This is a genomic window from Arthrobacter sp. BI5, assembly GCF_056680065.1.
In genome coordinates this window covers 3,457,527-3,478,080 of record NZ_CM155264.1, presented here as the reverse complement: position 1 = coordinate 3,478,080, position 20,554 = coordinate 3,457,527, and the positions used below count along the sequence as shown (strand labels likewise).

At 66.4% G+C, this 20,554-nt stretch carries 19 protein-coding genes; 11 read left to right on the top strand and 8 right to left on the bottom strand.

All coding sequences use genetic code 11. The features are described from left to right. Nucleotides 1–15 precede the first annotated feature (15 nt). The 4 genes from AC1MED_RS16070 to AC1MED_RS16055 all read left to right on the top strand — a co-directional run bounded on the left by AC1MED_RS16070 (nt 16) and on the right by AC1MED_RS16055 (nt 3,814). Nucleotides 16–804, top strand: a complete 789-nt coding sequence (locus AC1MED_RS16070; RefSeq protein ID WP_346957929.1) for an amino acid ABC transporter permease — start codon at nt 16–18, stop codon at nt 802–804. After that, nucleotides 801–1,580 carry an amino acid ABC transporter ATP-binding protein gene (locus tag AC1MED_RS16065; RefSeq protein ID WP_346957928.1) on the top strand — a complete coding sequence of 260 codons (780 nt, stop codon included), beginning with the start codon at nt 801–803 and terminating at the stop codon, nt 1,578–1,580. The genes AC1MED_RS16070 and AC1MED_RS16065 overlap by 4 nt, the downstream gene beginning before the upstream one ends. Further along, complete coding sequence (locus tag AC1MED_RS16060; protein ID WP_479784290.1) at nt 1,580–2,620, top strand: Gfo/Idh/MocA family protein; 1,041 nt, start codon at nt 1,580–1,582, stop codon at nt 2,618–2,620. The genes AC1MED_RS16065 and AC1MED_RS16060 overlap by 1 nt, the downstream gene beginning before the upstream one ends. Before the next feature lie 72 nt (nt 2,621–2,692). Further along, nucleotides 2,693–3,814, top strand: coding sequence for an NAD(P)/FAD-dependent oxidoreductase (locus AC1MED_RS16055; protein WP_479784288.1), 1,122 nt, complete (start codon nt 2,693–2,695; stop codon nt 3,812–3,814). A 114-nt stretch (nt 3,815–3,928) separates the two neighbouring features. Here AC1MED_RS16055 and AC1MED_RS16050 read toward each other — a convergent pair whose 3' ends face one another. The 4 genes from AC1MED_RS16050 to AC1MED_RS16035 all read right to left on the bottom strand — a co-directional run bounded on the left by AC1MED_RS16050 (nt 3,929) and on the right by AC1MED_RS16035 (nt 7,267). Then, nucleotides 3,929–4,129: a hypothetical protein gene (locus AC1MED_RS16050; RefSeq protein ID WP_346957925.1), complete on the bottom strand. Its 201-nt coding sequence runs from the start codon at nt 4,127–4,129 to the stop codon at nt 3,929–3,931. Nucleotides 4,130–4,444: 315 nt separating this feature from the next. After that, entirely contained in the window at nt 4,445–5,449 is a 1,005-nt protein-coding gene (locus AC1MED_RS16045) for a PDR/VanB family oxidoreductase (protein ID WP_479784286.1), read from the bottom strand. 59 nt (nt 5,450–5,508) lie between these two features. Further along, nucleotides 5,509–6,606, bottom strand: a complete 1,098-nt coding sequence (locus AC1MED_RS16040) for an aromatic ring-hydroxylating oxygenase subunit alpha (protein ID WP_479784284.1) — start codon at nt 6,604–6,606, stop codon at nt 5,509–5,511. Between the two features lie 79 nt (nt 6,607–6,685). After that, entirely contained in the window at nt 6,686–7,267 is a 582-nt protein-coding gene (locus AC1MED_RS16035; RefSeq protein WP_346957923.1) for a PadR family transcriptional regulator, read from the bottom strand. A 267-nt stretch (nt 7,268–7,534) separates the two neighbouring features. Here AC1MED_RS16035 and AC1MED_RS16030 point away from each other — a divergent pair, with 267 nt between their 5' ends. Both AC1MED_RS16030 and AC1MED_RS16025 read left to right on the top strand, forming a co-directional pair. Next, nucleotides 7,535–8,878 (top strand): MFS transporter, encoded by a 1,344-nt coding sequence (locus tag AC1MED_RS16030; RefSeq protein ID WP_479784282.1) that lies wholly within the window; start codon nt 7,535–7,537, stop codon nt 8,876–8,878. Between the two features lie 141 nt (nt 8,879–9,019). Next, entirely contained in the window at nt 9,020–9,370 is a 351-nt protein-coding gene (locus tag AC1MED_RS16025) for a DUF3846 domain-containing protein (RefSeq protein ID WP_346957921.1), read from the top strand. Nucleotides 9,371–9,503: 133 nt separating this feature from the next. Here AC1MED_RS16025 and AC1MED_RS16020 read toward each other — a convergent pair whose 3' ends face one another. From AC1MED_RS16020 to AC1MED_RS16010, 3 genes are read right to left on the bottom strand one after another with little or no spacing between them, the layout of a single operon-like run. Continuing rightward, nucleotides 9,504–10,442, bottom strand: coding sequence for an acetamidase/formamidase family protein (locus AC1MED_RS16020; protein WP_479784281.1), 939 nt, complete (start codon nt 10,440–10,442; stop codon nt 9,504–9,506). Then, nucleotides 10,439–11,872: an APC family permease gene (locus tag AC1MED_RS16015; RefSeq protein WP_479784279.1), complete on the bottom strand. Its 1,434-nt coding sequence runs from the start codon at nt 11,870–11,872 to the stop codon at nt 10,439–10,441. Before AC1MED_RS16015 ends, AC1MED_RS16020 begins: the two co-directional genes overlap by 4 nt. Before the next feature lie 37 nt (nt 11,873–11,909). Then, nucleotides 11,910–12,821 carry a proline iminopeptidase-family hydrolase gene (locus tag AC1MED_RS16010; protein WP_479784278.1) on the bottom strand — a complete coding sequence of 304 codons (912 nt, stop codon included), beginning with the start codon at nt 12,819–12,821 and terminating at the stop codon, nt 11,910–11,912. Nucleotides 12,822–12,910: 89 nt separating this feature from the next. Here AC1MED_RS16010 and AC1MED_RS16005 point away from each other — a divergent pair, with 89 nt between their 5' ends. Together AC1MED_RS16005 and AC1MED_RS16000 are read left to right on the top strand one after the other, a co-directional pair. Next, complete coding sequence (locus AC1MED_RS16005; protein ID WP_479784277.1) at nt 12,911–13,672, top strand: FadR/GntR family transcriptional regulator; 762 nt, start codon at nt 12,911–12,913, stop codon at nt 13,670–13,672. Between the two features lie 12 nt (nt 13,673–13,684). Continuing rightward, entirely contained in the window at nt 13,685–13,837 is a 153-nt protein-coding gene (locus AC1MED_RS16000; protein WP_479784276.1) for a hypothetical protein, read from the top strand. Between the two features lie 34 nt (nt 13,838–13,871). On the opposite strand, the gene AC1MED_RS15995 is transcribed toward AC1MED_RS16000, so the two are convergent. Next, entirely contained in the window at nt 13,872–15,410 is a 1,539-nt protein-coding gene (locus AC1MED_RS15995) for a chitinase (protein ID WP_346957916.1), read from the bottom strand. Nucleotides 15,411–15,681: 271 nt separating this feature from the next. Between AC1MED_RS15995 and AC1MED_RS15990 the strand changes: the two genes are divergently transcribed. From AC1MED_RS15990 to AC1MED_RS15980, 3 genes are all read left to right on the top strand, one after another. Continuing rightward, the gene (locus tag AC1MED_RS15990) at nt 15,682–18,003 is read left to right on the top strand and encodes a glycosyltransferase family 2 protein (RefSeq protein ID WP_346957915.1); all 2,322 of its coding nucleotides are present in this window, start codon (nt 15,682–15,684) and stop codon (nt 18,001–18,003) included. 71 nt (nt 18,004–18,074) lie between these two features. Further along, a complete protein-coding gene (locus AC1MED_RS15985; RefSeq protein ID WP_479784275.1) occupies nt 18,075–18,494 on the top strand; it encodes a DUF7793 family protein in 420 nt (139 codons plus the stop codon). Between the two features lie 81 nt (nt 18,495–18,575). After that, nucleotides 18,576–20,516 (top strand): ATP-binding protein, encoded by a 1,941-nt coding sequence (locus AC1MED_RS15980; protein ID WP_479784273.1) that lies wholly within the window; start codon nt 18,576–18,578, stop codon nt 20,514–20,516. The last annotated feature ends 38 nt before the right edge of the window (nt 20,517–20,554 follow it).

The window sequence follows — 20,554 nt, the reverse complement described above, 5'->3', positions numbered from 1 at the left end:
CGTCTGAGAGACACCATGGACTGGTTAAGCACCATCACCCGCACCTTCTTTGACTTCGGCGCAATGGCCGAAGTCCTGCCCCAGCTTCTGGGAGTCGGACTCCTCAATACCCTCATCATCTCCATTGCCGCCACCATCCTCGGCGTCGCCCTCGGCATGGTCGTCGCCGTGATGGGGATATCCCCGTCCGCCTGGCTCCGCGTTCCGGCCCGGATCTACACGGACCTGTTCCGCGGGCTTCCGGCCATCCTGACCATCCTGCTGATCGGCCAGGGATTTGCCCGCTTGAGCCAGTCGATCTTCGGTCCGTCCCCCTACCCCCTGGGGATCATCGCCCTGAGCCTAATTGCCAGTGCCTACATCGGCGAGATCTTCCGCGCCGGCATCCAGAGCGTGGACAGGGGCCAGGGCGAAGCCTGCAGGGCGCTGGGCATGAGCTACGCGAAATCGATGGCCCTGGTGGTTGTCCCGCAGGGTGTCCGCCGGGTCCTGCCCGCGCTGGTCAACCAGTTCATCGCCATCGTGAAGGACTCCTCGCTGGTCTACTTCCTGGGCATGCTGGTCTCCGAACGGGAACTGTTCCGCGTCGGCCAGGATGCCGCCGTCCTCTCCGGCAACCTCTCCCCGCTGGTCCTGGCCGGGATTTTCTACCTGGTGGTCACGGTGCCCCTGACCCACCTGGTCAATTACTTCGACAACCGCTTCCGCACCGGCCGACGCCGCCCCGCCGCCCCCAGCAGCGGCCTCAAGGAAGTCAACGAACTCGCCGCGGCTTCACCGCTGACCACCGGGAGCAACACATGAGCCTCGCAAGCAATACCGCCAGCAACACCGCGCCGGACATCGAGACCTTCCACGGGTCCAGCCTGGAACTGAGAAACCTGACCATGGCCTACGGGGATATCGAGGTGCTCCGGAATGTCAGCCTCAACGTCGCGCCGGGCACCACCACCTGCATCATCGGGCCCTCCGGCTCCGGCAAGTCCACCCTGCTCCGCGGGGTCAACCGGCTGCACGAACCCAAAAGCGGGGACGTGCTCCTGGCCGGCGAGAGTGCCCTCCAGGTTAAACCGGATCTGTTGCGGGCCCGCATCGGCATGGTCTTCCAGCACTTCAACCTCTTTCCGGACCACACCGCCCTTGAGAACGTCGCCCTGGCGCTGTGGAGCGTCAAGGGAATGCCGAAGGCCGAAGCGCGGGAACGTGCCCGCCGCCGTCTCGCCGAGGTGGGCCTCGCCGAGCGCGCCGACCACCGTCCCCGGGACCTATCAGGCGGACAACAGCAGCGTGTCGCAATTGCCCGCGCCCTGGCCATGGAACCGGAGGTCATGCTCTTCGACGAGGCCACCAGCGCGTTGGACCCGGAACTGGTCAAGGGCGTGCTGAACCTCATGGCAGGCCTGGGCCGCCGCGGCATGACCATGCTGGTGGTCACGCACGAGATGGGGTTCGCCCGCAAAGTCGCCGATCAGGTCGTCTTTATGGACGAGGGCGAAGTCGTCGAATCCGGCACCCCCGCCCAGCTCTTCGACAACCCCCAAAGCGAACGGCTCCAGCGGTTCCTCTCGGAGGTGCTCTGATGGGCAGCGAGGCACCGGAGCCCATCCGCACCGCCGTCGTCGGCTTCGGTGTCTCCGGCAAGGTCTTTCACGCCCCGCTGATCGCGGCGCATCCCGGCTATTCGCTGGACGCCATTGTCACGGCCGATCCGGCCCGCGCCGCGGAGGCCGCCCGGCTCTACCCGCACGCCCGGATCGTCCCGACGCCGGAGGCACTGTTCACGCTCGCCGGAAGCCTGGACCTGGTTGTTCTCGGGACGCCCCCGGAAACCCACTACGACCTCGCCGCAACGGCAATGGACCGCGGACTGCACCTCGTGGTGGACAAACCATTCGTCACCAGCCCGGCCCAGGGCGACGCTCTCATCTCCCGGGCGGCCGACGCCGGCGTGCAGCTCACGGTCTTTCAGAACCGGCGCTGGGACGCCGACTTCCTGACACTCCGGGAGCTGATTCGGGAAGGAGCGCTGGGCGAGGTCCGCAGCTTTGAGTCGCGCTTTGAGTGGTGGCGGCCGGACGGTTTCGGGAACTGGCGGGACACCGCCGCGGCGTCCGACGGCGGCGGCATCCTCAACGACCTGGGCGCCCACCTGATCGACCAGGCTGTCCAGCTGTTCGGTCCCATAGCGCAGAGCTACGGGGAGACCGCCAACCACGGACACCCGGACGGTGCCGACACCGAGGCCTTCGTGTCCCTGCTGCACGAATCCGGAGTCCGGTCACGGCTCTGGATGAACGGCATGGCGGCCCGGGTTGGCCCGCGCTTCCACGTCCTGGGCTCGGGGGCCGGTTACACCAAGTGGGGTCTGGACAGCCAGGAACCCGCGCTGGCGGGCGGCATGTCGCCGTCGGACCCGGCCTACGGCGTCGAGCCCGAGGACTCTTGGGGGGTCCTCGGCGTCGACGGAACCGCCGAGGCGGTTCCTGCCCGGCGCGGCGCCTACCCCGAGTTCTATACCCGGCTGGCCGCGGCGCTCCGGGGGGTCGGCCGGCTGCCGGTCGACGCCAGGGAGTCACTCGAGGTCCTGAGGGTTATCGAAAACCTCCGCGCTTTCGCCTAGCCATACCTCGCGCCGCCCCGACAGGGCCAGCGCGAAATTTCAAGCACCCCTTATGCATAGAAAGGAAGACCCATGTCCTCCACGCCCTCAACTAAACGCGTCGCTGTCATTGGCGGCGGCATCCTCGGTGTCTCCACCGCCGTCCACCTGCTCCGCGAAGGCGCCTCGGTGATCCTCCTGAGCGAACGCGGCCTGGCCAGCGAGGCCACCGGCCGCTCGCTGTCCTGGCTGAACTCCGCGGGAGAACGTTCCACCCCGTACCACCAGCTCCGGGTCGCCGGCGTGGACCGCTACCGGACCCTCTTCGCTGCGGATCCGGACCGGGACTGGCTGCAGTTCGGCGGCGGCCTCATGTGGCACGCCGCGGGACAACAGGCCGCCACCGACGCCCGCCATGACTACGAGACGTCCATTGGCTACAACTCCAAACTCCTGGCGCCCGAGCAGCTCCCTTCCGCCGTTCCCGGCATCGACCCGGATGCCGTGCCCGAGAGTGCCGTCTTCAACCCCGGCGAGGGGTGGGTCAGCCTGCCCGAACTGGTGGAGTTCCTGATGGAGGAGTTCCACGCCCTCGGCGGGGAACTGGTGCTCAATGCCGGCAAGGTCTCCGTCACGGTCGATGCCGGGCGGGCAAGCGGCGTGGAGACGGCCGCCGGCGACACCTACCCTGCGGACGCCGTCCTGGTGGCGTGCGGCGCCGCGACGCCCGCCGTCGTCGCACCCCTGGGCGTTGACATCCCCAACGGTTCCCCGGTCTCCATGCTGGTGCTAACCAAGCCCGTGGACCACGGACTGAAGGCTGTGCTGAACACCCCGCGGGCAGCCGTCCGGCCGAACCCCGGAAACACCCTGGCCCTGGACCACGACTGGTACGAAGAACACATCACCGAACACACCGACGGTTCCTTCAGCATCCCCGACGACGTGGTGCAGGAACTTGCTGATGAAGCGTCCAAGCTGATCGGCGGCCATCCCGAGCTGAAGCCGGCCTCGTGGAAGATCGGGTACAAGCCCATTCCGGGCGACGGCGAACCGGTCCTAGGTGAACTCGGCCAGGTGCCCGGCTGCTTCGTGGCCTTCACCCACTCGGGGGCAACGCTGGGCCTTATTGCCGGCGAACTCCTCGCGGGCGAGATCATGACCGGGAAGAAGCACCCCATGCTGGCCACCTTCCGGCCGGGCCGGTTCTCCTGACCGGTGGCCGGCTGAGCCGCCAGAACTGAGCTGGCGGCAGCCTTCCGGAGAGGCGACGACGACGGCGGGAAAGCTCCCGCCGTCGTCGTCATTCCTGCGTTGCAAGGGGTGCTGCTAGGCGGAGGCCGAATCCAGGTTGGCCGCGCCGTTCAGGCTGAGGGTGAAGGTGTTGGGGCCGCTGGCGTGGACCGCGATGTTGGACTTCGCGGTATTGTGCCGGACCGAGAGGTCGTGGACCAGGGCGTCCAGCTCGTGGTGCATCGTGGAGCGGTCCCAGAGCTTGTGGGTGACAGCGTTGGCAGTTTCAAACGTCATTGTTCAGTGCTTCCATTTCTGAATCCGGGTGTCCGGCTGCCGCACCGATGCGGAGCCGCCGTAGGCCAACCCAGGAACACCTGAGACCGTGGGCAGCTCTGCGAGCTCACCGGTTTGGCCTCATTGCGTCCACCAGGATGGTGCCCCTGCCCCGCTTCGGACGCGCGGCGTCAAAGCGGGGATCGGGGCTGTGCCGGCGGGGGAGTTGACGCCCCTGCCTGCCTTTTTATGATGCACAGCGCCGGGCGGCCCGCTCAAGCCAGACGGCGATTATTGCAGGTGAGACTCATCACAGAAGGGCGGGCGCCCCCGCAATCACACGTCGATGGTGACGACGGCGCGTTCCCCTGTTGCGTCCGCCCGCGCTCCGGTGTCGGAACTGACGGCCCGGGACACGCAGCAGCACATCTTCGCCGCGGCGTGCTGCTGGCGCTCGCTGTAGAACACGTCCCGGTGGTCGACGGTGCCCTGCAGGCCCAGCAGCCGGACTTCGCAGAGTCCGCATTCGCCCTTGCGGCAATCGAACATCATGTCCACGCCTGCGCCCTCGAGCGCTTCCAGCATGGACTCGCCGGGCCCGACGGTCGTCTCCACGCCCAGCCGGGGCACACGCACGACGAATTCCTCCGGGTCGAACCAGCCGCTGTTGCCGAACGTCTCGTACCGCAGGTTCGGCACGCTCAGCCCGCGTGCGTCCCAGCCGCGCTTCACGGCGTCCATCAGCCGGATCGGTCCGCACATATAGAGCTCCGTCTCCGGGTCGACCCCCTCCAGCAAGGCGTCGACCTTCAGCGCCGTGCCTTCGTCATCCACGTGCACCCGGAGCGCGTCGCCGTGCAGCGCTTCCAGCTGGGGCAGGTATGCCATGGCGGACCGGCTGCGGCCGGCGTAGACAACGGTGTAGTCCGCCTTGATGTTGCGCAGCACCCGGGCCATATTGACCATCGCGGTGATGCCGATGCCGCCGGCGAGGAGCACGTAGCGCGGGGCGCCCACCCGGAGCGGGAAGTTCTGCAGCGGCTGGGTGATCTCCAGCTGGTCTCCGGCCTCCAGGCCCTGCATAAAGACCGAACCGCCCCGGGACTGCGGTGCCCGGTAGACGCTGATGGCCACGAGCCGGCCGTCCTCGCTGCAGTCCACGACGGAGTAGGAACGCTTGTGCCGTTCGCCGTCGATGGTGACCATAACGTCGATGTGCGAGCCGGGCTCGGCCTTCTTTGGGAGCGACTGGGACAGGACCAGCCGGCGGGTTTCCGCGGTGACCGCCTCCGCCTCGACGACGGTGCCGGTCTGCCAGACCTCTGTGTTGCTTGCTGCCATGACTTTCTTCTAACTTCTCGCTGGGGCTTGGTGGCTCCGGGCTGGCCGCCCGCGGGCGGTCAGACGGTGGGGATGAGCCGGCCCTCGGCGGCGAGCTGGCGCTCGATCAGCCTCCGGACCCACATGCCGCCGGCGTCGATGTTGAGGTTGTAGAACTCGTAGTCCGGGTTGGCGTCGATCGCCTCCTGCTGGGCCTTGAGCATGGCCTCATCCTCGCCGAAGACGCCGTTGACGCCGTTGCGGAGCTGGGTGGTGATCAGCTGGCTCTCCAGCCGGTAGTTCCGCATGAAGGCCCAGAAGTAGTGGCAGGTCTTGGCGGTTTCGGGGGAGATGGTGTTCATGACGAAGCCGTTCACGCCCTGGCTGCGGTCACCTTCCGGCGCCCCCGTGCCGGCCTTGGCGACGCCGACGTCGATGTTGATGGTCGACGGCGACTGGAAGGTGATGATCTGCCAGCGGTCCACCTTGCCTTCAAAGCCCGGGAACTTGTCGCGCATGTTCTTGAGCCAGAACGGCGGCGCATCGATGTCCAGCATCCAGCGGGACACGGTGACGGTGTTGCCCTCCTGGGTGACCTTGAAATCGGACTCGCTCAGCTCGTCCTGCCCGATCGAGGAGGAGTGGACGAACTCCTCGTGGGTGAGGTCCATCAGGTTGTCCAGCACCAACTGGTAGTTGCAAGGGGCAAAAATGGTCTCGCCGTCACCGGCCCATTCCTCCGAGCTCATCTGGTGCATGTCCGGGACCAGGGTGGGGTCGGCCTGGGTGGGATCGCCCAGCCAGACCCAGACGTACCGGTACCGTTCGATCACCGGGAAGGATGGCACGGTGGCGCTCGGGTTGATGGTTTCCTGCGCCGGCATGGAGACGCAGCGGCCGGCGGAGTTGTAGACGATGCCGTGGTACGGGCACTGGATCGTATCGCCGGCGAGCGTCTTCCCCATGGAGAGCGGGGCCAGCCGGTGCCAGCAGGCGTCCGCGAGTGCCACCGCCTTGCCGTCCTCGGTGCGGTACAGGGCGAGCGGCCGGTCCGCGATCCGCCGGGACATCGGCTTCCGGGTCACCTCATGGTCCCAGGCGGCCACGTACCAGGCGTTCAGCGGATACCCCAGCACCTTGTTCGTGGTCGAACTAACGGACTGCATCATCGCGGTCATGTCATTCCTTCGCTATATCTATCTACATAGGTAGTGGTCTGCGTCACAGCATAACTATGTTGATAGATAGTGGCAAGGCCTAGGGGTTGAGCCTGTCGATCAGCTCCAGGCCGCGCTCGGCCCAGTGGACCTCGGCGTTGGCGCGCTCGATCATGCCCTCATAGGTGAAGATCTTGTAGCCGGCGATCTTGGCCCGGTCTGCATCCGGGGCCGTTTCGAGGCGGGCGGCCAGGATGGGATTCGTCCGGTCCTGCAGTGCGGCAATCATCTCCTGCCATTGCTGCGCGCGGGACGAGTGGTACGCAATGTGGGCGTGCAGCTGCGCCCGGGCTGCGTCCGGTTCGGCCCACTCCAGATAGGCCGCCTTGAGGTGGATCGGGTCGCGTTCGCGGGTGTAGTCCAGCGTGGTGTTGATCCAGGCGCGGAACGCCTCAACCCCCTCCGGGGTGATGTGGTAGCGCTTCTTTTTACCCTTCTTGCCCCAGGGCTCCTCGACGCCGCGCAGCAGGCCGTCCTTTTCCATCCGGCGCAGCTCGGGGTAAATCTGCGAGTCCGGGGCGTGCCAAACGTAGCCGACGGATTGTTCGAAGTGCTTGAAGACGTCGTAGCCCGTCAGGGGCTGGGACGTCAGAAGTGCCAGCAGGGCGTAGCGCAGGCTCACCTGCCACCGATCCTCTCCGGTAGGGTCCGCCGGCCGCGGTGCGGCCGCCGGGGTGCAGCTTTCTTGACACTCTTGTCAACTAACTATGTTCATAGTTAGGCTGTGTCTCACGCCACATCTAGCTATCAGTATAGATAGTTGTCCGGACGCCGGCCCTTCGACGACGAGGTCCGGCAGCGGGCATCGGCCCCCGAGCGGCGCACCCTGCCTCTCGGCACGCAACTTTGTACCCGCCCGGACTGTCCGCGGCCTCCAGAAAGTAGTCCCATGCAACTGCAAGAACGCATCGACGCGTCCCGCATGTCCCTGTACCAATGGCTGATCGTCGGACTGTGCATCATCCTCAACGCCCTCGACGGCTTCGACGTCCTGGCCATGGCCTTCACGGCCAACAGCGTCACCCGCGAGTTCGGCCTCAGCGGCGCCGAGCTGGGGGTCCTGCTCAGTTCCGGCCTGGTCGGCATGGCCATCGGATCCCTGGGCCTGGCGCCCTTCGCCGACGTGATCGGCCGCCGGCCGATGGTCCTGGTCTCGGTGGGCCTGGCGACCGCCGGCATGCTGCTCGCCTCCCTGGCGCACTCGGCGATGGAGCTGGGCATCTGGCGTGTTGTCACGGGCCTGGGCATCGGCGGCATCCTCGCCTGCACCAACGTGATTGCCAGCGAATACTCCTCCAAGCGGTGGCGCGGTCTGGCCATCAGCATCTACACGGCCGGCTACGGCATCGGCGCGACCCTGGGCGGCGCCGCCGCGGTGTCCCTGCAGGCAAACTTCGGTTGGCGCGCGGTCTTCGTCTTCGGCGGCATCTGCACCGGCGTCGTCCTGCTCCTGCTGGCGGTCCTGCTGCCGGAGTCGGTGGACTTCCTGACCAGCCGCCGCCCCCGCAACGTCCTCGAGCGCCTCAACAAGATTGCCCGCAAGATCGGGCAGCCCGAAGTGACGGAGATCCCCGCCCCCGCCGCGGTCGCGCAGCGCAGGAACAAACTCTCCGAGCTCTTCACCGCCGGCAACCGCCGCTCCACCTGGCTCGTCTGGCTGGCCTTCTTCGCCACCATGTTCGGGTTCTACTTCGTGAACAGCTGGACGCCGCGGCTGCTCGTCACCGCCGGCATGACCGAGAGCCAGGGCGTCATCGGCGGCCTCATGCTCACCCTCGGCGGCACCTTCGGGTCCCTGCTCTACGGCCTGCTCACCATCCGTTGGAACAGCCGCAAGGTGATGATCGTGTTCGCCGTCCTCTCGGCCGCCACCATGGTGATGTTCATTTCTACCGCCGGCATCCTTGCCCTGGCGTTCGTCGCGGGCGGCATCGTGGGCATGCTCATCAACGGCTGCATCGCCGGCATGTACACCATCACCCCGGCCCTCTACGGCGCGTCCGTCCGGAGCACCGGCGTCGGCTGGGCGATCGGAATCGGCCGCGTCGGCGCGATCGTTGCCCCGCTGATCACCGGCGCCCTGCTGGACGCCCACTGGACGGCGTCCATGCTCTACATGGGTGTGGGGGCTGTGGTCCTCGTGGCCGGCGGCGCCGTCGCGGCGATGCGCCCGGCCACGCCGGAGCCCGCCGCGCACGACGGCGCGGCCGAGGAAGTGCCGCTGTCCGTCTGACCCGGCGGCCGGACCGGCCCGCAACCGGCACGAAAACATGAGAGGACGACGGCGGGAAGCTCCCGCCGTCGTCCTCTTGCGTTCTACCCGGTCTCAGGGAACACGGCGAAAGACACCGTTGTTATTAACAACGGACCCAAAATGACCACGAAATACACAGCACTGATAATCCCGGCCCGGATCAGCGAACCTGTCCGGCTGGACGCCATCGAGACCGACCAGCGCACCCTACAGGGCCTGGTGGGCGGAGACCTTGAAACAGTCACCCGCGGGAACTGGCACGTCTACCTCAACGCTGAAGGCGTGACAGCCAACCTCCCGGCGAACCTGCGCGCCGCACAGTTGATGTACGACTGCGGGCTGGACTTGTCCGGCGTTGCGCGAGGCACCGCCGTCATCCTCGGCCACGGCGACCACGGCCAGGACGCCGACGTCCCGCAGCACCTGATCCGGCTGGCGGAGGAGTTCTTTGATACGCCGCTGGTCGCCTGACCGGTTGGGCTGTTCAGTAACAGCGGACTTCCCGTGACCGGACCTGCTGCGCGAAAGAGAATGTGCCTTCAACGAGGCTGAGCCTGCCGCGGGATCGCGACAGGCTCAGCCGTTCGAGGGTTGCAGTTCAGTACTACGGCTGCAGCACGCTCTTGGGCAGCCGGTGAACCGTGACTGCCCCCACCGGGGTGAACGGGTGAAGAGGATCCGGCGTCGAAGATCCGGTTGGGCCTCCGAGCCGGGAGTCGCCGACGGCACTCAGCACTGCGTAGGCGTCGTCCGGCTGCCAGCCGTGGTCCGTGAGGAGGAAGTGGAACATGTCCTCGTAGCCGCGGGTGATGCTTTCCTGCACCGGGTCGCCCAGGCCGACGAAGAACCAGTCTTCGCGAGTTTCAATCCTGGGGGCGCGAAGATTCATCTCTTTGACAAGTTCGATGCTGATGACGGCTGTACCCTCGGCCTCGATGGCCACGAAGGATGATTCCCCCTCCGCCATGAGGGCATGGATGTCTCCGATCGAAAGGTAGGCGCCCTCCACCATGACGGGAAGGTAGACCTTCGAACCCGGCCGGCACCCAGTGAGGTCCATGTTGCCGCCCCCGGCGAAGCTGGGCATGACCGTCGAGTTCTCCCCCTCGGCCGGGGCAGTGCCGATGCAGCCGATCATGGGCTGGGCGTCGAAGACGTGGCGATCGGTCACGTGCACGCCGGCTGCATCTATCGGGATCCGGCGGGTGAACATCTTTTCGCCCATCACGTGCCGCAGCGCTCCCGTTCCCGGCAGGCTAACGGACCAGCCGAAGTCTTTGAGCAAGATCTCGTGAATGGTGACGATCAGGGCGTCTCCCGGCTCGGCTCCGTCCACGAACACCGGTCCGGTGACCGGATTGATGCCGACGGTGAGCCGGTCCAAGTCGTGGTGTTCGTGCAGCTCCGCGTAGACGGCGTCGCTCGTCTCGAAAGCGATCCGCTCTCCAGTTCCGGGCGCGATCCGAAGCGCGGGCTCCTCCTTCGCGGAGAAGGAGAATTTCCCGTGGGATTTGTCGAGGAAATGATCGGCGATGACGCTCACAGCTGGGACTCCGTTCCGCTCATTGCAGGCTCGGGATTGGTGCCGTTGTTCTCTGCCAGGTCCGGGGTTCGGCCGGTGAATTTGTAATATGCGAAGACTGCAGCGCCCACGACCAGCCAGATGGCGCCGCCAATTTTCGCCTCGGGCGCCGCGTTCAGCAATACGTAGCCAATGATCAGGAAGCCCAGGATCGGCACCACGAGATGCAGCAGGTAGTTCTTCGATTTCTTGCGAACGACGTAGTGGACGATTACCGAAAGGTGCAGAAGCAGGAACCCGAACAGTGCGCCGAAGTTCACGAGAGCGGAAATGACGTCGATTTGCCCCACGAAGAACAGGACGAGAACCGCCGAGATGGCGGACACCAGGATGATGGCGTTCCGGGGCACCTGGCGGGTGTCGATCCGGGACAGGAACTTCGGCAGCTGACGGTCCCGGCTCATTGAATACAGCAGCCGCGAGGTAGCGGCCTGCGCTGCCATGGCGTTTGCAACACCGATCGCGAGCACGTTCACTACAAAGAATGCCGTCATCCAGCCACTGTTGGAGGCGGCCTCAACGACCGTGAAGAATGCATTGCCCACCTCGTCGTCGCTGAACGTGTCCCGGCCCGCGGCCAGTGCGCTGGCCAACCACGTCTGCAGGATGAACAGGAAAGCCACGAGGAACAGGGCCAGGATCATGGCCCGGCCAGCGGCGTTGCGGCCGCCCGTGGCCTCCTCTGCCATGGTGGAGATGCCGTCAAATCCGAGGAAACTCAGCACGGCGATGGACAGCGCGGAGGCGATCAGCGGCCCCGTGACTTTGCTCGCGTCCCAGATTGGGTTCATTGTTAGCTCGGCGCCGGGGACGGTGTGACCGGCCAATGCATTGACGGCGATGACGACGAAGATCACGACAAAAATCAGTTCAATTGCAAGGAAGATGCGGTTCATCCGTTTGATCGAGCTGATCCCGAGCAAGTTGACGACGGTGTTGATCGCGACAAAGATCAGCGCCCAGAGCCAGCGCGGTGAATCGGGGAAGATCCCCACCATCGACTCGGCAGCGAACACGTACAGCAGTGTAGGGACGAGAAGGTAGTCCAGCAGTATTGCCCAGCCGGCGAAGAACCCGGCCGTGGGATGGATTCCGCGTCCCACGTAGGAAAAAACGGAGCCGGCGAGGGGGATGGACTTTGCCATCTGCTGATAGGCGAGGGCGGTAAAGATCATGGCGACCAGGCCGATCACGTAAACGAGCGGGACCATGCCTCCCGCCGCGTTGTAGACGACGCCGAAGATTGCCCACGGTGCGATCGGCACCATAAAGACGAGCCCGTAGACGAGGAGGTCCGTGGTGGATACCGACCGTTTTAGTTCCTGCTTGTAGCCGAAGGCCTCGAGTTGCTGTTGGGCGCTGAGTTCAGGGGGGCTGGATGAGTTTGCCATCGAAATCTTTCTGGGAGTGAGGGAGTAGTAGTTGGTGCTAAGAGGGGACTTGGTGGTCGTGGCGGGCCAGGTGCGCGGCAATGACGCTCCGAAATGCCTCGGGCTGCTCGAGGTGCGAGCAGTGGCTCGCTCCGGGGAAGACGTGACTGGCGGCATCCGGAATATTGGCGATGAACGGCGCCCAGGTAGCGGGGGTTGCCTCGTCAAATTCGCCGGCTACTACCAACGTCGGGGCGGTTACCCGGTGGAGCCGGTCGATGATGCTCCAGTCGCGAAGCGTTCCGATGACGTGGAACTCGTTAGGGCCGTTCATCGTGTGGTAGACCGTCGGTTCGGCCTCCATTTGGGCCACGCTCTCCTCGAAATCTGCTGGAAAGGGCGTAATGCGGCAAACATGCCGATCGTAGAACGCGGAAGCCGCAGCAACGTATTCGGGTGTCGTCACCGTGCCCGCGTCCTCGTGGAACGTCAGCGCGTCCTGGACTTCCCGGGGCAGCTGCTCCCTGAGCTCCGTGGCGGCCTCAGCCCAGAGTCCCATCGAGGCGGGCGAGTTGCAGATGGAAAGGCTTGCCAGCCCCGGTGGCTGGCGCACGGCGATTTCCGCGCCCAGCATCCCTCCCCAGGACTGCCCGAGAAGATGAAAGTCGCCGAGACGGAAGTGCGCGAGGAGGTTGAGGAACTCGTCGACAAACAACTGCGGGACCCAGAAGTCCGCCGGAGCGTCGGGCAGATGCGAGCTGTTTCCACAGCCCAGCTGGTCGTACAGGATGACGGTGCGCCCGGTGGACGTCAATTCCTCAAGGTTTTTCAGGTAATTGTGGGCCATGCCCGGGCCGCCGTGAAGCACAACGAGGGGGAGCGCGCCCGGCACCGGGATGTCTGGGGTGAAGCACGCGGCCCAGGTCTCCCATTGGCGGAACGGAATGCGGTGGGTTGTGAGGGTTGTCACTCTGGATCCTTTGGTCGGACGTGAGGATCATCTTCGCGCACTAATGGTCTAATTCCAAGACCTTTTAGGAATATGTATAAGTTGGTGCCATGGGCAAGAGCAAAGACGACAGTCCCGAGGGGGCGCTGGACATGCCTCTGGCCGCTGTTAGCAGGGCCGATGAAATCACCGACCGCCTAATCACAGCGATCGCTGTGGGCGAGTACTTGCCCGGCGCGCGCTTGCCATCGGAGCGGGATCTGGCCAAATCCTTGCACGTTGGAAGAATGACGGTTCGAGCCGCCATCGGCCGGTTGGTTGATCAGGGACTGCTGTCTACCCAACGCGGCCGTGCCGGCGGGTCGTTCGTCCGGGAACAATGGACGGCGGTGTCCAACGCCTCCGTGCAGAGAACACTCTCGTCCCGCTGGGAATCATTGCGCGACACCTGCGAGGCCATGGTCCATCTACATGGCGCGATCGCCCGAGCAGCAGCGGAGAACCGAACCGATGCTGATACCGCTGTTCTGCGGGAACGGCTGGAATCCTACCGGGTGGCCGAATCGGGCAGCGCCTCGCAGAAGGCCGACGCGCGCCTCCACATGGCTATTGCAGAGGCCGCCCACAACGTGACCCTGACGCGGATTCTCTTGGAACTCGAGGCCCAGATCGGGCTCGCTGCGCCAGCCCATCTCTGGGGTTTCGCTGAGGGAATGCGTGAGATGGAGCTCCGCGCGCTGGCTGATCATGAGCGACTCGTTGATGCCATCTGTGCGCAGCGCCAGGCGGAAGCGGGAACGATAGGTCTTACGCATGCACGGATCGATATCGAGCTGCTGGAAGCTGCGCTGACCCGGGCCGGCTCCAACTAGGGGACCCAAATCGTGGCTGTTGACTGTCCGACCGCGGAAACGTCCCTACGCTTGGTGCGCAGCGTACTGCCCAACGTTGCGTCCAAGAGCAGGCACGAACAGCCTGTCATGGCCCCGGTGTCCCTCGTCCTGGCCGTGCTGGCGTTCAGTATCGCCCTGGGCTAGCGGCGCCTTCCACCTTGGCGCTCCCGCGCAGCGCCTACTTGCCCGTCGCCGTCGCCGTCGGCTTGGCCGTCGGCGTCGCGGACGCCGTCGCCGGCGGTGACTGGAGCTGGGTGGCGGTGAGTTTCATCCACGGGGAATCCGGGGCGCCCTCAAGCATGGCCTGCGGGCTGTCGGACTGTGTCCACCACTTGGCCTCGAAGGCGTAGCCGTCGAACAGGATCCGCGAGCCGCGCTGGTAGACCGTTTTGGCGGACCAATCCGGGTAGGTGCCGGCCGGAATGGTCGTCCGCGGGCTGGGCCGGTCTCCCGGCAGTACCGGGCCGATCAGCTTCCACGGGGCGGCGGCGCCCTGCACCACGGGGTTGTCCGGGCTGTCGCCCTGCGTCCACCATTTGGCTTCGTAGACGTTGGCGTGCCACACCGTACGGTCGCCGACGACGTAGCGCGCGGTCTCGTTCCAGACCGGGTAGGGGCTGGTCGAGGGGTCGTCCGTGGCTGTGGCGGTCGGGGTGGCGGAGGCGGACGGCGCCTGAGCCGCGGCCGAACCCGTGGGAATGACGTCGGCGCCCAGTACGGTGGCGAAGGAAGCGTCGCCCTGCTTGACGCCGCTGCAGCTGTCGGAAACCTTGGTGACGTCCGGGTAGTTGCTGCCGCAGGTCCGGTCGCGGTTGAGCGACCACATGGAGACCCGGCCCACGCCCTTGGATTTGGCATAGGCGTTGAGGGCAGCGGCGTCGTCCAGGGTAAAGATCTCCCCGGCGATGTCGTTCTGCCCGATCATCGGGGTGATGCCGAGCTTGCGCCAGGCCGTGTCCGTACCGAGGTCCTCGCCGTTTTTGCGGAAGAGCGACTGCAGTTGCGTGTGCGCTGCGTCGGCCGCGGAAGCGGACGCCTGGTACATGGTCTGGCCGGCGGCCTTGCTGCCGCCGAAGTCCATCGTCATGATGTTCACGCCGGCCAGTTCGACGCCGGCGCCCAGCGTGCGGGAGACGAGGTCCCGCCCCGCCTGCGTCAGTCCTGCCGGGTCAGCGGGGAGGGTCAGCCACACCTCGAGGCTCTTCCCGCTGCTCTTGCGGTCCTGTTGGAGGGCGGCCACGGCCTTGGCGCGCCGGTCGATGGACGCCGTGTCAGAGAGTGCTGCTCCCTCCACGTCAAGGTCGATCGAGCGCAGGTCGTAGCGTTCGACGACTTCGCGGTAGGCGCTGGTGAGCTTGTCGGCGTCGGTGCACCCGACGGCCAGTTCGTCGTTGCTCAGGCCGCCGAATGACACGGAGACGGTGCCGCCCACCTGGCGCAGCCTGGCGATCCGCCGGTCCAGGTCCAGATCCGTTTCGGCCTGGGCAAGGCTGTAGAAGGCTCCCCACGACGGCGCGCAGGGATCCTGCTTGTCCGAAACAATGAAGGACAGGACGGCACCCCTGGCCTCGGGGCTGGTCGGCGATTCGAACGCAAACCTGGGCGTGGCCGTCACATCGACGTAGCCGGAGAACACCGAGGGGATCGAGGACGCTGCATTGGCGTCCTGGAAGGAGCGGAGCCCCAGATACGACCCGCCCGTGAGGGCCACCAGCACCAATACGAGAATTCCGAGCCGCAGTTTAGAGAGACGGCGCCCGGGAAAGCGGTTCGACACAGATATACCCCAATGCTTGTCAAAGTGTGGTGCTCCAACCCCTCCACGCGGATTCGCGGCCAAATATTCTGCCGCTGGCCAGGTGATAAAGCCGGGGGACAAGTTATTTGGGGTCGTGCGCTTAGTATAAGGGCAGGCCGCACCCCGAATTGACGGGAAGGGCGGCCTGACGTGTGTCCGCTGGGGGTGCACATGATGTGGATGGGGATGCATGTCTGACCTCTTGACCGTTCCGCGGCCTGACGACACTACGGCCGACGAGCAGGCAACGAAGAGCCGTAAGCGCCAATGGGGCGCGGAGCGCCGCTCGGAACCGCTGGCGATCGTGCACCCGGAGCCCTCGCGCCGCAAAATCATTTGGGGCCGCATCGGCATCGTGGTGACGGTGCTGGCCTGGGCCGCCTACGTGGTGACCACGGTGCTCAGGGCGCTGATCAACGATCCGACGGCGGGCTTCCGGTTCCGGGCGGAGGCAGTGTCTTACGTCGTCGTCGTAACATTCCTGACTTTTTCGGCGCTGATGTACCTGCTGGCCCGGCAGGGCGCCCTGAACCGCTTCCGTGAGCACCGCCGGGTTCCCCGCGGGGAACTGGACCGCCACTTCGCCGATTACGAGGACGCGGTCACGGTCCTCGTCCCTTCCTATGCCGAAGAGCCGCAGGTGGTCCGGGCCACGCTCTGGTCCGCTGCGCTGCAGGAATTCCCCGATCTGTCCGTCGTCCTGCTGCTCGACGACCCGCCGTCCCCCACGGACCCGGACGACCAGGAACGGCTCCAAGCCACCCGCGACCTCGCGGCCAGCATCACCCGGACGCTCAAGGAGCCGTCCGAGCGCTTGAACGCCGCGAGCGACGCCTTCAACCGCCGGAGCGGCGAAGGGAAGGCCGGCGGGGAGCTGCCGGCGCTGATCGAGGAGTACGAGTACGCCGCCGGCTGGCTGGAGGGCATGGCCGAGGCGGAGCGGGTTGAAGACCACGTCGATGAATTCTTCGTGGATCTGGTGCTGATGGGCCTGGCCCGCGAGCTGCGGCTGGTCCTGACGGCCCTGTATGCGGCCAAGGCACAGGGCGCCGAGCCCGAGCCGGCACGCATGCGGGAGCTCTACGCGCGGCTGACCTGGATCTTCAACGCCCGCGTGTCGACTTTCGAGCGCAAGAAGTATGCGAGCCTGTCGCACGAGGCGAACAAGGCCATGAACCTGAACTCCTACCTGAGCCTCATGGGGCACCGGTGGCAGAAAGAACAGACGGCCGACGGGACGGTGCTGCGGCCGGCGGTTAAATCCGCCGCTGACGACCTCGTGATCGAGGACAGCACCTACGTCCTGACCCTCGACGCCGATTCGCTGCTGCTGCGGGACTACTGCCTGCGCCTGGTCCACTTCCTGGAATCGCCCGGCAACGAACGGGTCGCCGTCACGCAGACGCCGTACTCCTCGTTCCGCGGCGCGCCGACGCGCATCGAACGGGTCGCCGGAGCCACCACCGATCTGCAGCACATCCAGCACCAGGGGATGACCCGGTACGGCGCCACCTTCTGGGTGGGCGCCAACGCCGTGATTCGCAAAATCGCGCTTGAGGACATTGTGGAAGTCTCCTCCGAGGGCGGATTCGAGGTGCGGACCTACATCCAGGACCGGACCGTCATTGAAGACACCGAATCCAGTGTGGACCTGGGCCGCGAAGGCTGGGACCTGGTCAACTATCCCGAGCGGCTGAGCTACAGCGCCACACCCCCGGACTTCGGCTCCCTGGTAGTGCAGCGCCGCCGCTGGGCCAACGGCGGGCTGCTGATCCTGCCGAAGCTGTGGGACACCATCCGGCACCGCCGCGGCCTCGACAAGGATGTCCGGGCGCGTGAAATCATGCTGCGCGTCAACTACATGGCGTCCCTCACCTGGGCCAGCTTCGGCCTGCTTTTCCTGCTGGCCTACCCCTACGACAGCCGGCTCCTCAGCCCGCTGGTGTTCGCCGCGGCGCTGCCGTACTTCCTGGCCATGGGCAGCGACCTGCGCGAATGCGGCCACCGGTTCAGCGACATCTTCCGGATCTACGGGTTCAACCTGGTGCTGATGCCGGTGAACCTGGCCGGCGTGTTGAAATCGCTGCAGCAGGCGCTGACCGGGGACAAGATCCCGTTCGCGCGCACCCCGAAGGTCAAGGACCGCACGGCCGCCCCGGCGCTCTTCGTGATCGCGCCGTATGCGATCGTGGCGTTCTCCCTGTTCACCGTGTACCGCGATTTCATGCAGCAAAACTGGACCAACGCGGCCTTTGCGGCGTTCAATGCGGTCATGGCCGCGTACGCGATCCGCGCCTACATGGGGATCAGGAACTCGATCGTGGACATCTTCCTCGGGGTGCTGAACTGGCTCTACGTCAAGCCGAAGCGGGCCGCGCCGGCACCGCCGCAGATCATTCCGAAGTCCCCGGAGGAGGTCGACTGGGCGTCGATCCTGTACCACGGCGACCGCCGCCTCAACCGCGACCTGCGCGGCAAAAAGGACCGGCGCAAGCGGGCCGGTGTCCGCTGACTGCCGGTTTTCTGCCCGGGCCGTGCCGTGTTGCCGCCGTTCACGGCACGGCCGCGCCTAGACTTGGCCAGATGATGCCAGAACCAATGCTCGCTGCCGACGGGAAGAACTCCCTGCGCATCAGCGACGGCATCCTTGAGTCCGTCTGGACCCCCGGTTCGTTCGTGGACGTCGACGACGCCCGCGATGCCATGAGCGCCACCGAACGGATCAGCCAGGGCAGGCGGCTGCCGATGCTGTCCGTCATGACCGACGTGGAGATCAGCGCCGCCGCCCGGTACGAGTTCGCCAAGTCGGTCGACGTGGTTGCGATCGCGGTCCTGGGATCGAGCGCGGTGGACCGCGTGGTGGCCGCGGCGACCAGCCGGGACACCCGGTACCCGCACGAATTCTTCACCTCGCGGGTAGAGGCCGTGGCCTGGCTGAACAGCTTCGTGGACACCCCTGACGCAGAGGTGCTTCCGGAACAGCCCGCAACCATAACTCCCTAGGCCGACCCTTGCCGGGACTGCTACTGTCCGGGTAAGAGCGGCATCACAGCAACAGCTTCAGTTGTGAGCGAGGGAATCAGCATGACGGTTGCCGAAATCCAGGTCGACCAGCGCGTGATCGGCATCGATTCGCGGCGCTTCGCATCGGTGGAGAAGGCGCTGGTGGAGCTGATCACCAACAGCGACGACAGTTACGCCCGGCTCGAAAAGACCGGCGCCCACGTGAGCGGCCGGATCCTGGTGCGGTACGAGCGGCACCTTACCGGGGCCGTGCTGATGGTCAGCGACCAGGCCGAGGGCATGACCTTTGAGCAGGCCGGCCGGATCCTCAGCTACGGCGGCGCGCACAGCCCGCTCGCGCGCGGCGAGGGCGACGGCCGCGGCTTCTTCGGCCGCGGCCTCAAACAGGCGATCTTCGGCCTGGGCCACGGCTGGATCGAGACCATCCAGGCAGGGCGCTTCACCCGGATCGACGTCTTCCGCGGGCAGAACGGCGGCTACTTTTACGACGACGGCGGGGAGGACCGCCGCGCGTTCCCGGCCGACTACGCCCGGCTGGGCCTCGACGAGGCACCGGCCGCCAGCGGCACCCGGGTGAGCATCGTCGTCGACAATCCCCGCGTCCGCATCACCCAGTACAGCACCCTGCTGCAGTCCCTGTCCGACAATTTCTACCTGCGGGCGGTGCTGGACCGGCGGAACGTGGAGCTGGATCACGGGCAGCCTGGCTCCGGCGAGAACCGCCGCGACCCGGTCCGGTTCCAGGAACCCCCGGCGGACCTGCGGCTGGGGCCGGACCAGCCGGGAAGCGTCAGTTTCGAGGGTCAGGCGTACCCGTTCTCCCTCACGCTCAAACGCGCCACGGACACCGAGCTGACACTCAAAGGCGACGAACGCACCAACGGACTGGTGGTGCTCTCCGGGAAGGCGGCCCTGGATTGCCAGCTGTTCGCTTTCGAAAACCAGGTGGGCACCGAGTACCTTTTCGGCTCCGTCACCTGTGACGCCCTGACCGGGATGCTGGGCCGCGGCCGGGCGATCATCAGTGACGAGCGTGAGGGCCTGAACCCCCGGGACCCCTTTGTGGCCGCGTTCTCCCAGGCCGTCAGCCGGATGATCGCCGGGGCCGTGCAGGCCGAGAAGGAAAAGCTGACACACCTGGAGCGGGCCACCACCTCCGGCCGCACCGCCGAGATGATCGAGCAGCTGCTGCAGCACATGAGCGAGGCGGCCGTCGTCGACCTGGGGCTGGAAACGGCACCGGCGCCGAGCCGCGGCGACGGCCTGCCGGCAGGGGAGCAGCCGGCGGCGCTGCGCTTCACCACACCCTTCTACTACCGCCCGCCGGGGCACCCGTTCCACGTCGCACTGCTCGTGGACCCAGCGCAGTTGCCCGACGGCGGGACGCTCGCCTTCGAGCTGGAGCTGCCCGGCTCGCTGCGGATCGACCCGGCACCGGCCCCGGTCGCCGTCGGCGCGCTGGGGGACACGCGGCGGCTGGAATGGACCGTGACCGGGGAGCGGCCCGGCGACCGGGGCGAGCTCACCGTCCGGGCCGGCGACTACTGGGCGCTGTGTGAAATCGTCATCGCCGAGCACGCTTCGCAGCATAGCGCCGACCAGCCGCCGCACCCCGCGGTAGCCGCCGTCGACGCCGCGCCGGCGCCGCGCCGGGAAGCCCACCGCCCAAGCCGGGACCACGGCGTCGACCTCTTCACCGGCTACGAATTCCGCAGCCTGCATAACAGCGCGGACCGCGCCGTGTACAGTGCCGCGGACCGCAAGGTCATCATCAATACCGCCGCGCCGACCGTGCAGCTGTACGTCGACGGCCGCGGACGGTTCCGCGATTCGGCCCGGCTGCTGCTGGCCGAACTCTTCCTGGACGTGATCGCGGACGAGCTCGCCCGGCGCCGGGCCGAACAGCACGGCCACGCCGGAGACCTCGAGGCGTTCAAGAGCGCCAAGCGGGACATCATCCGCCGTTACGGCAGCGACATCCACCGGACGTTCCTGGGGTGAGTCGGAGGCCCATTGACACTCCCGAACGGAGGAGGCCC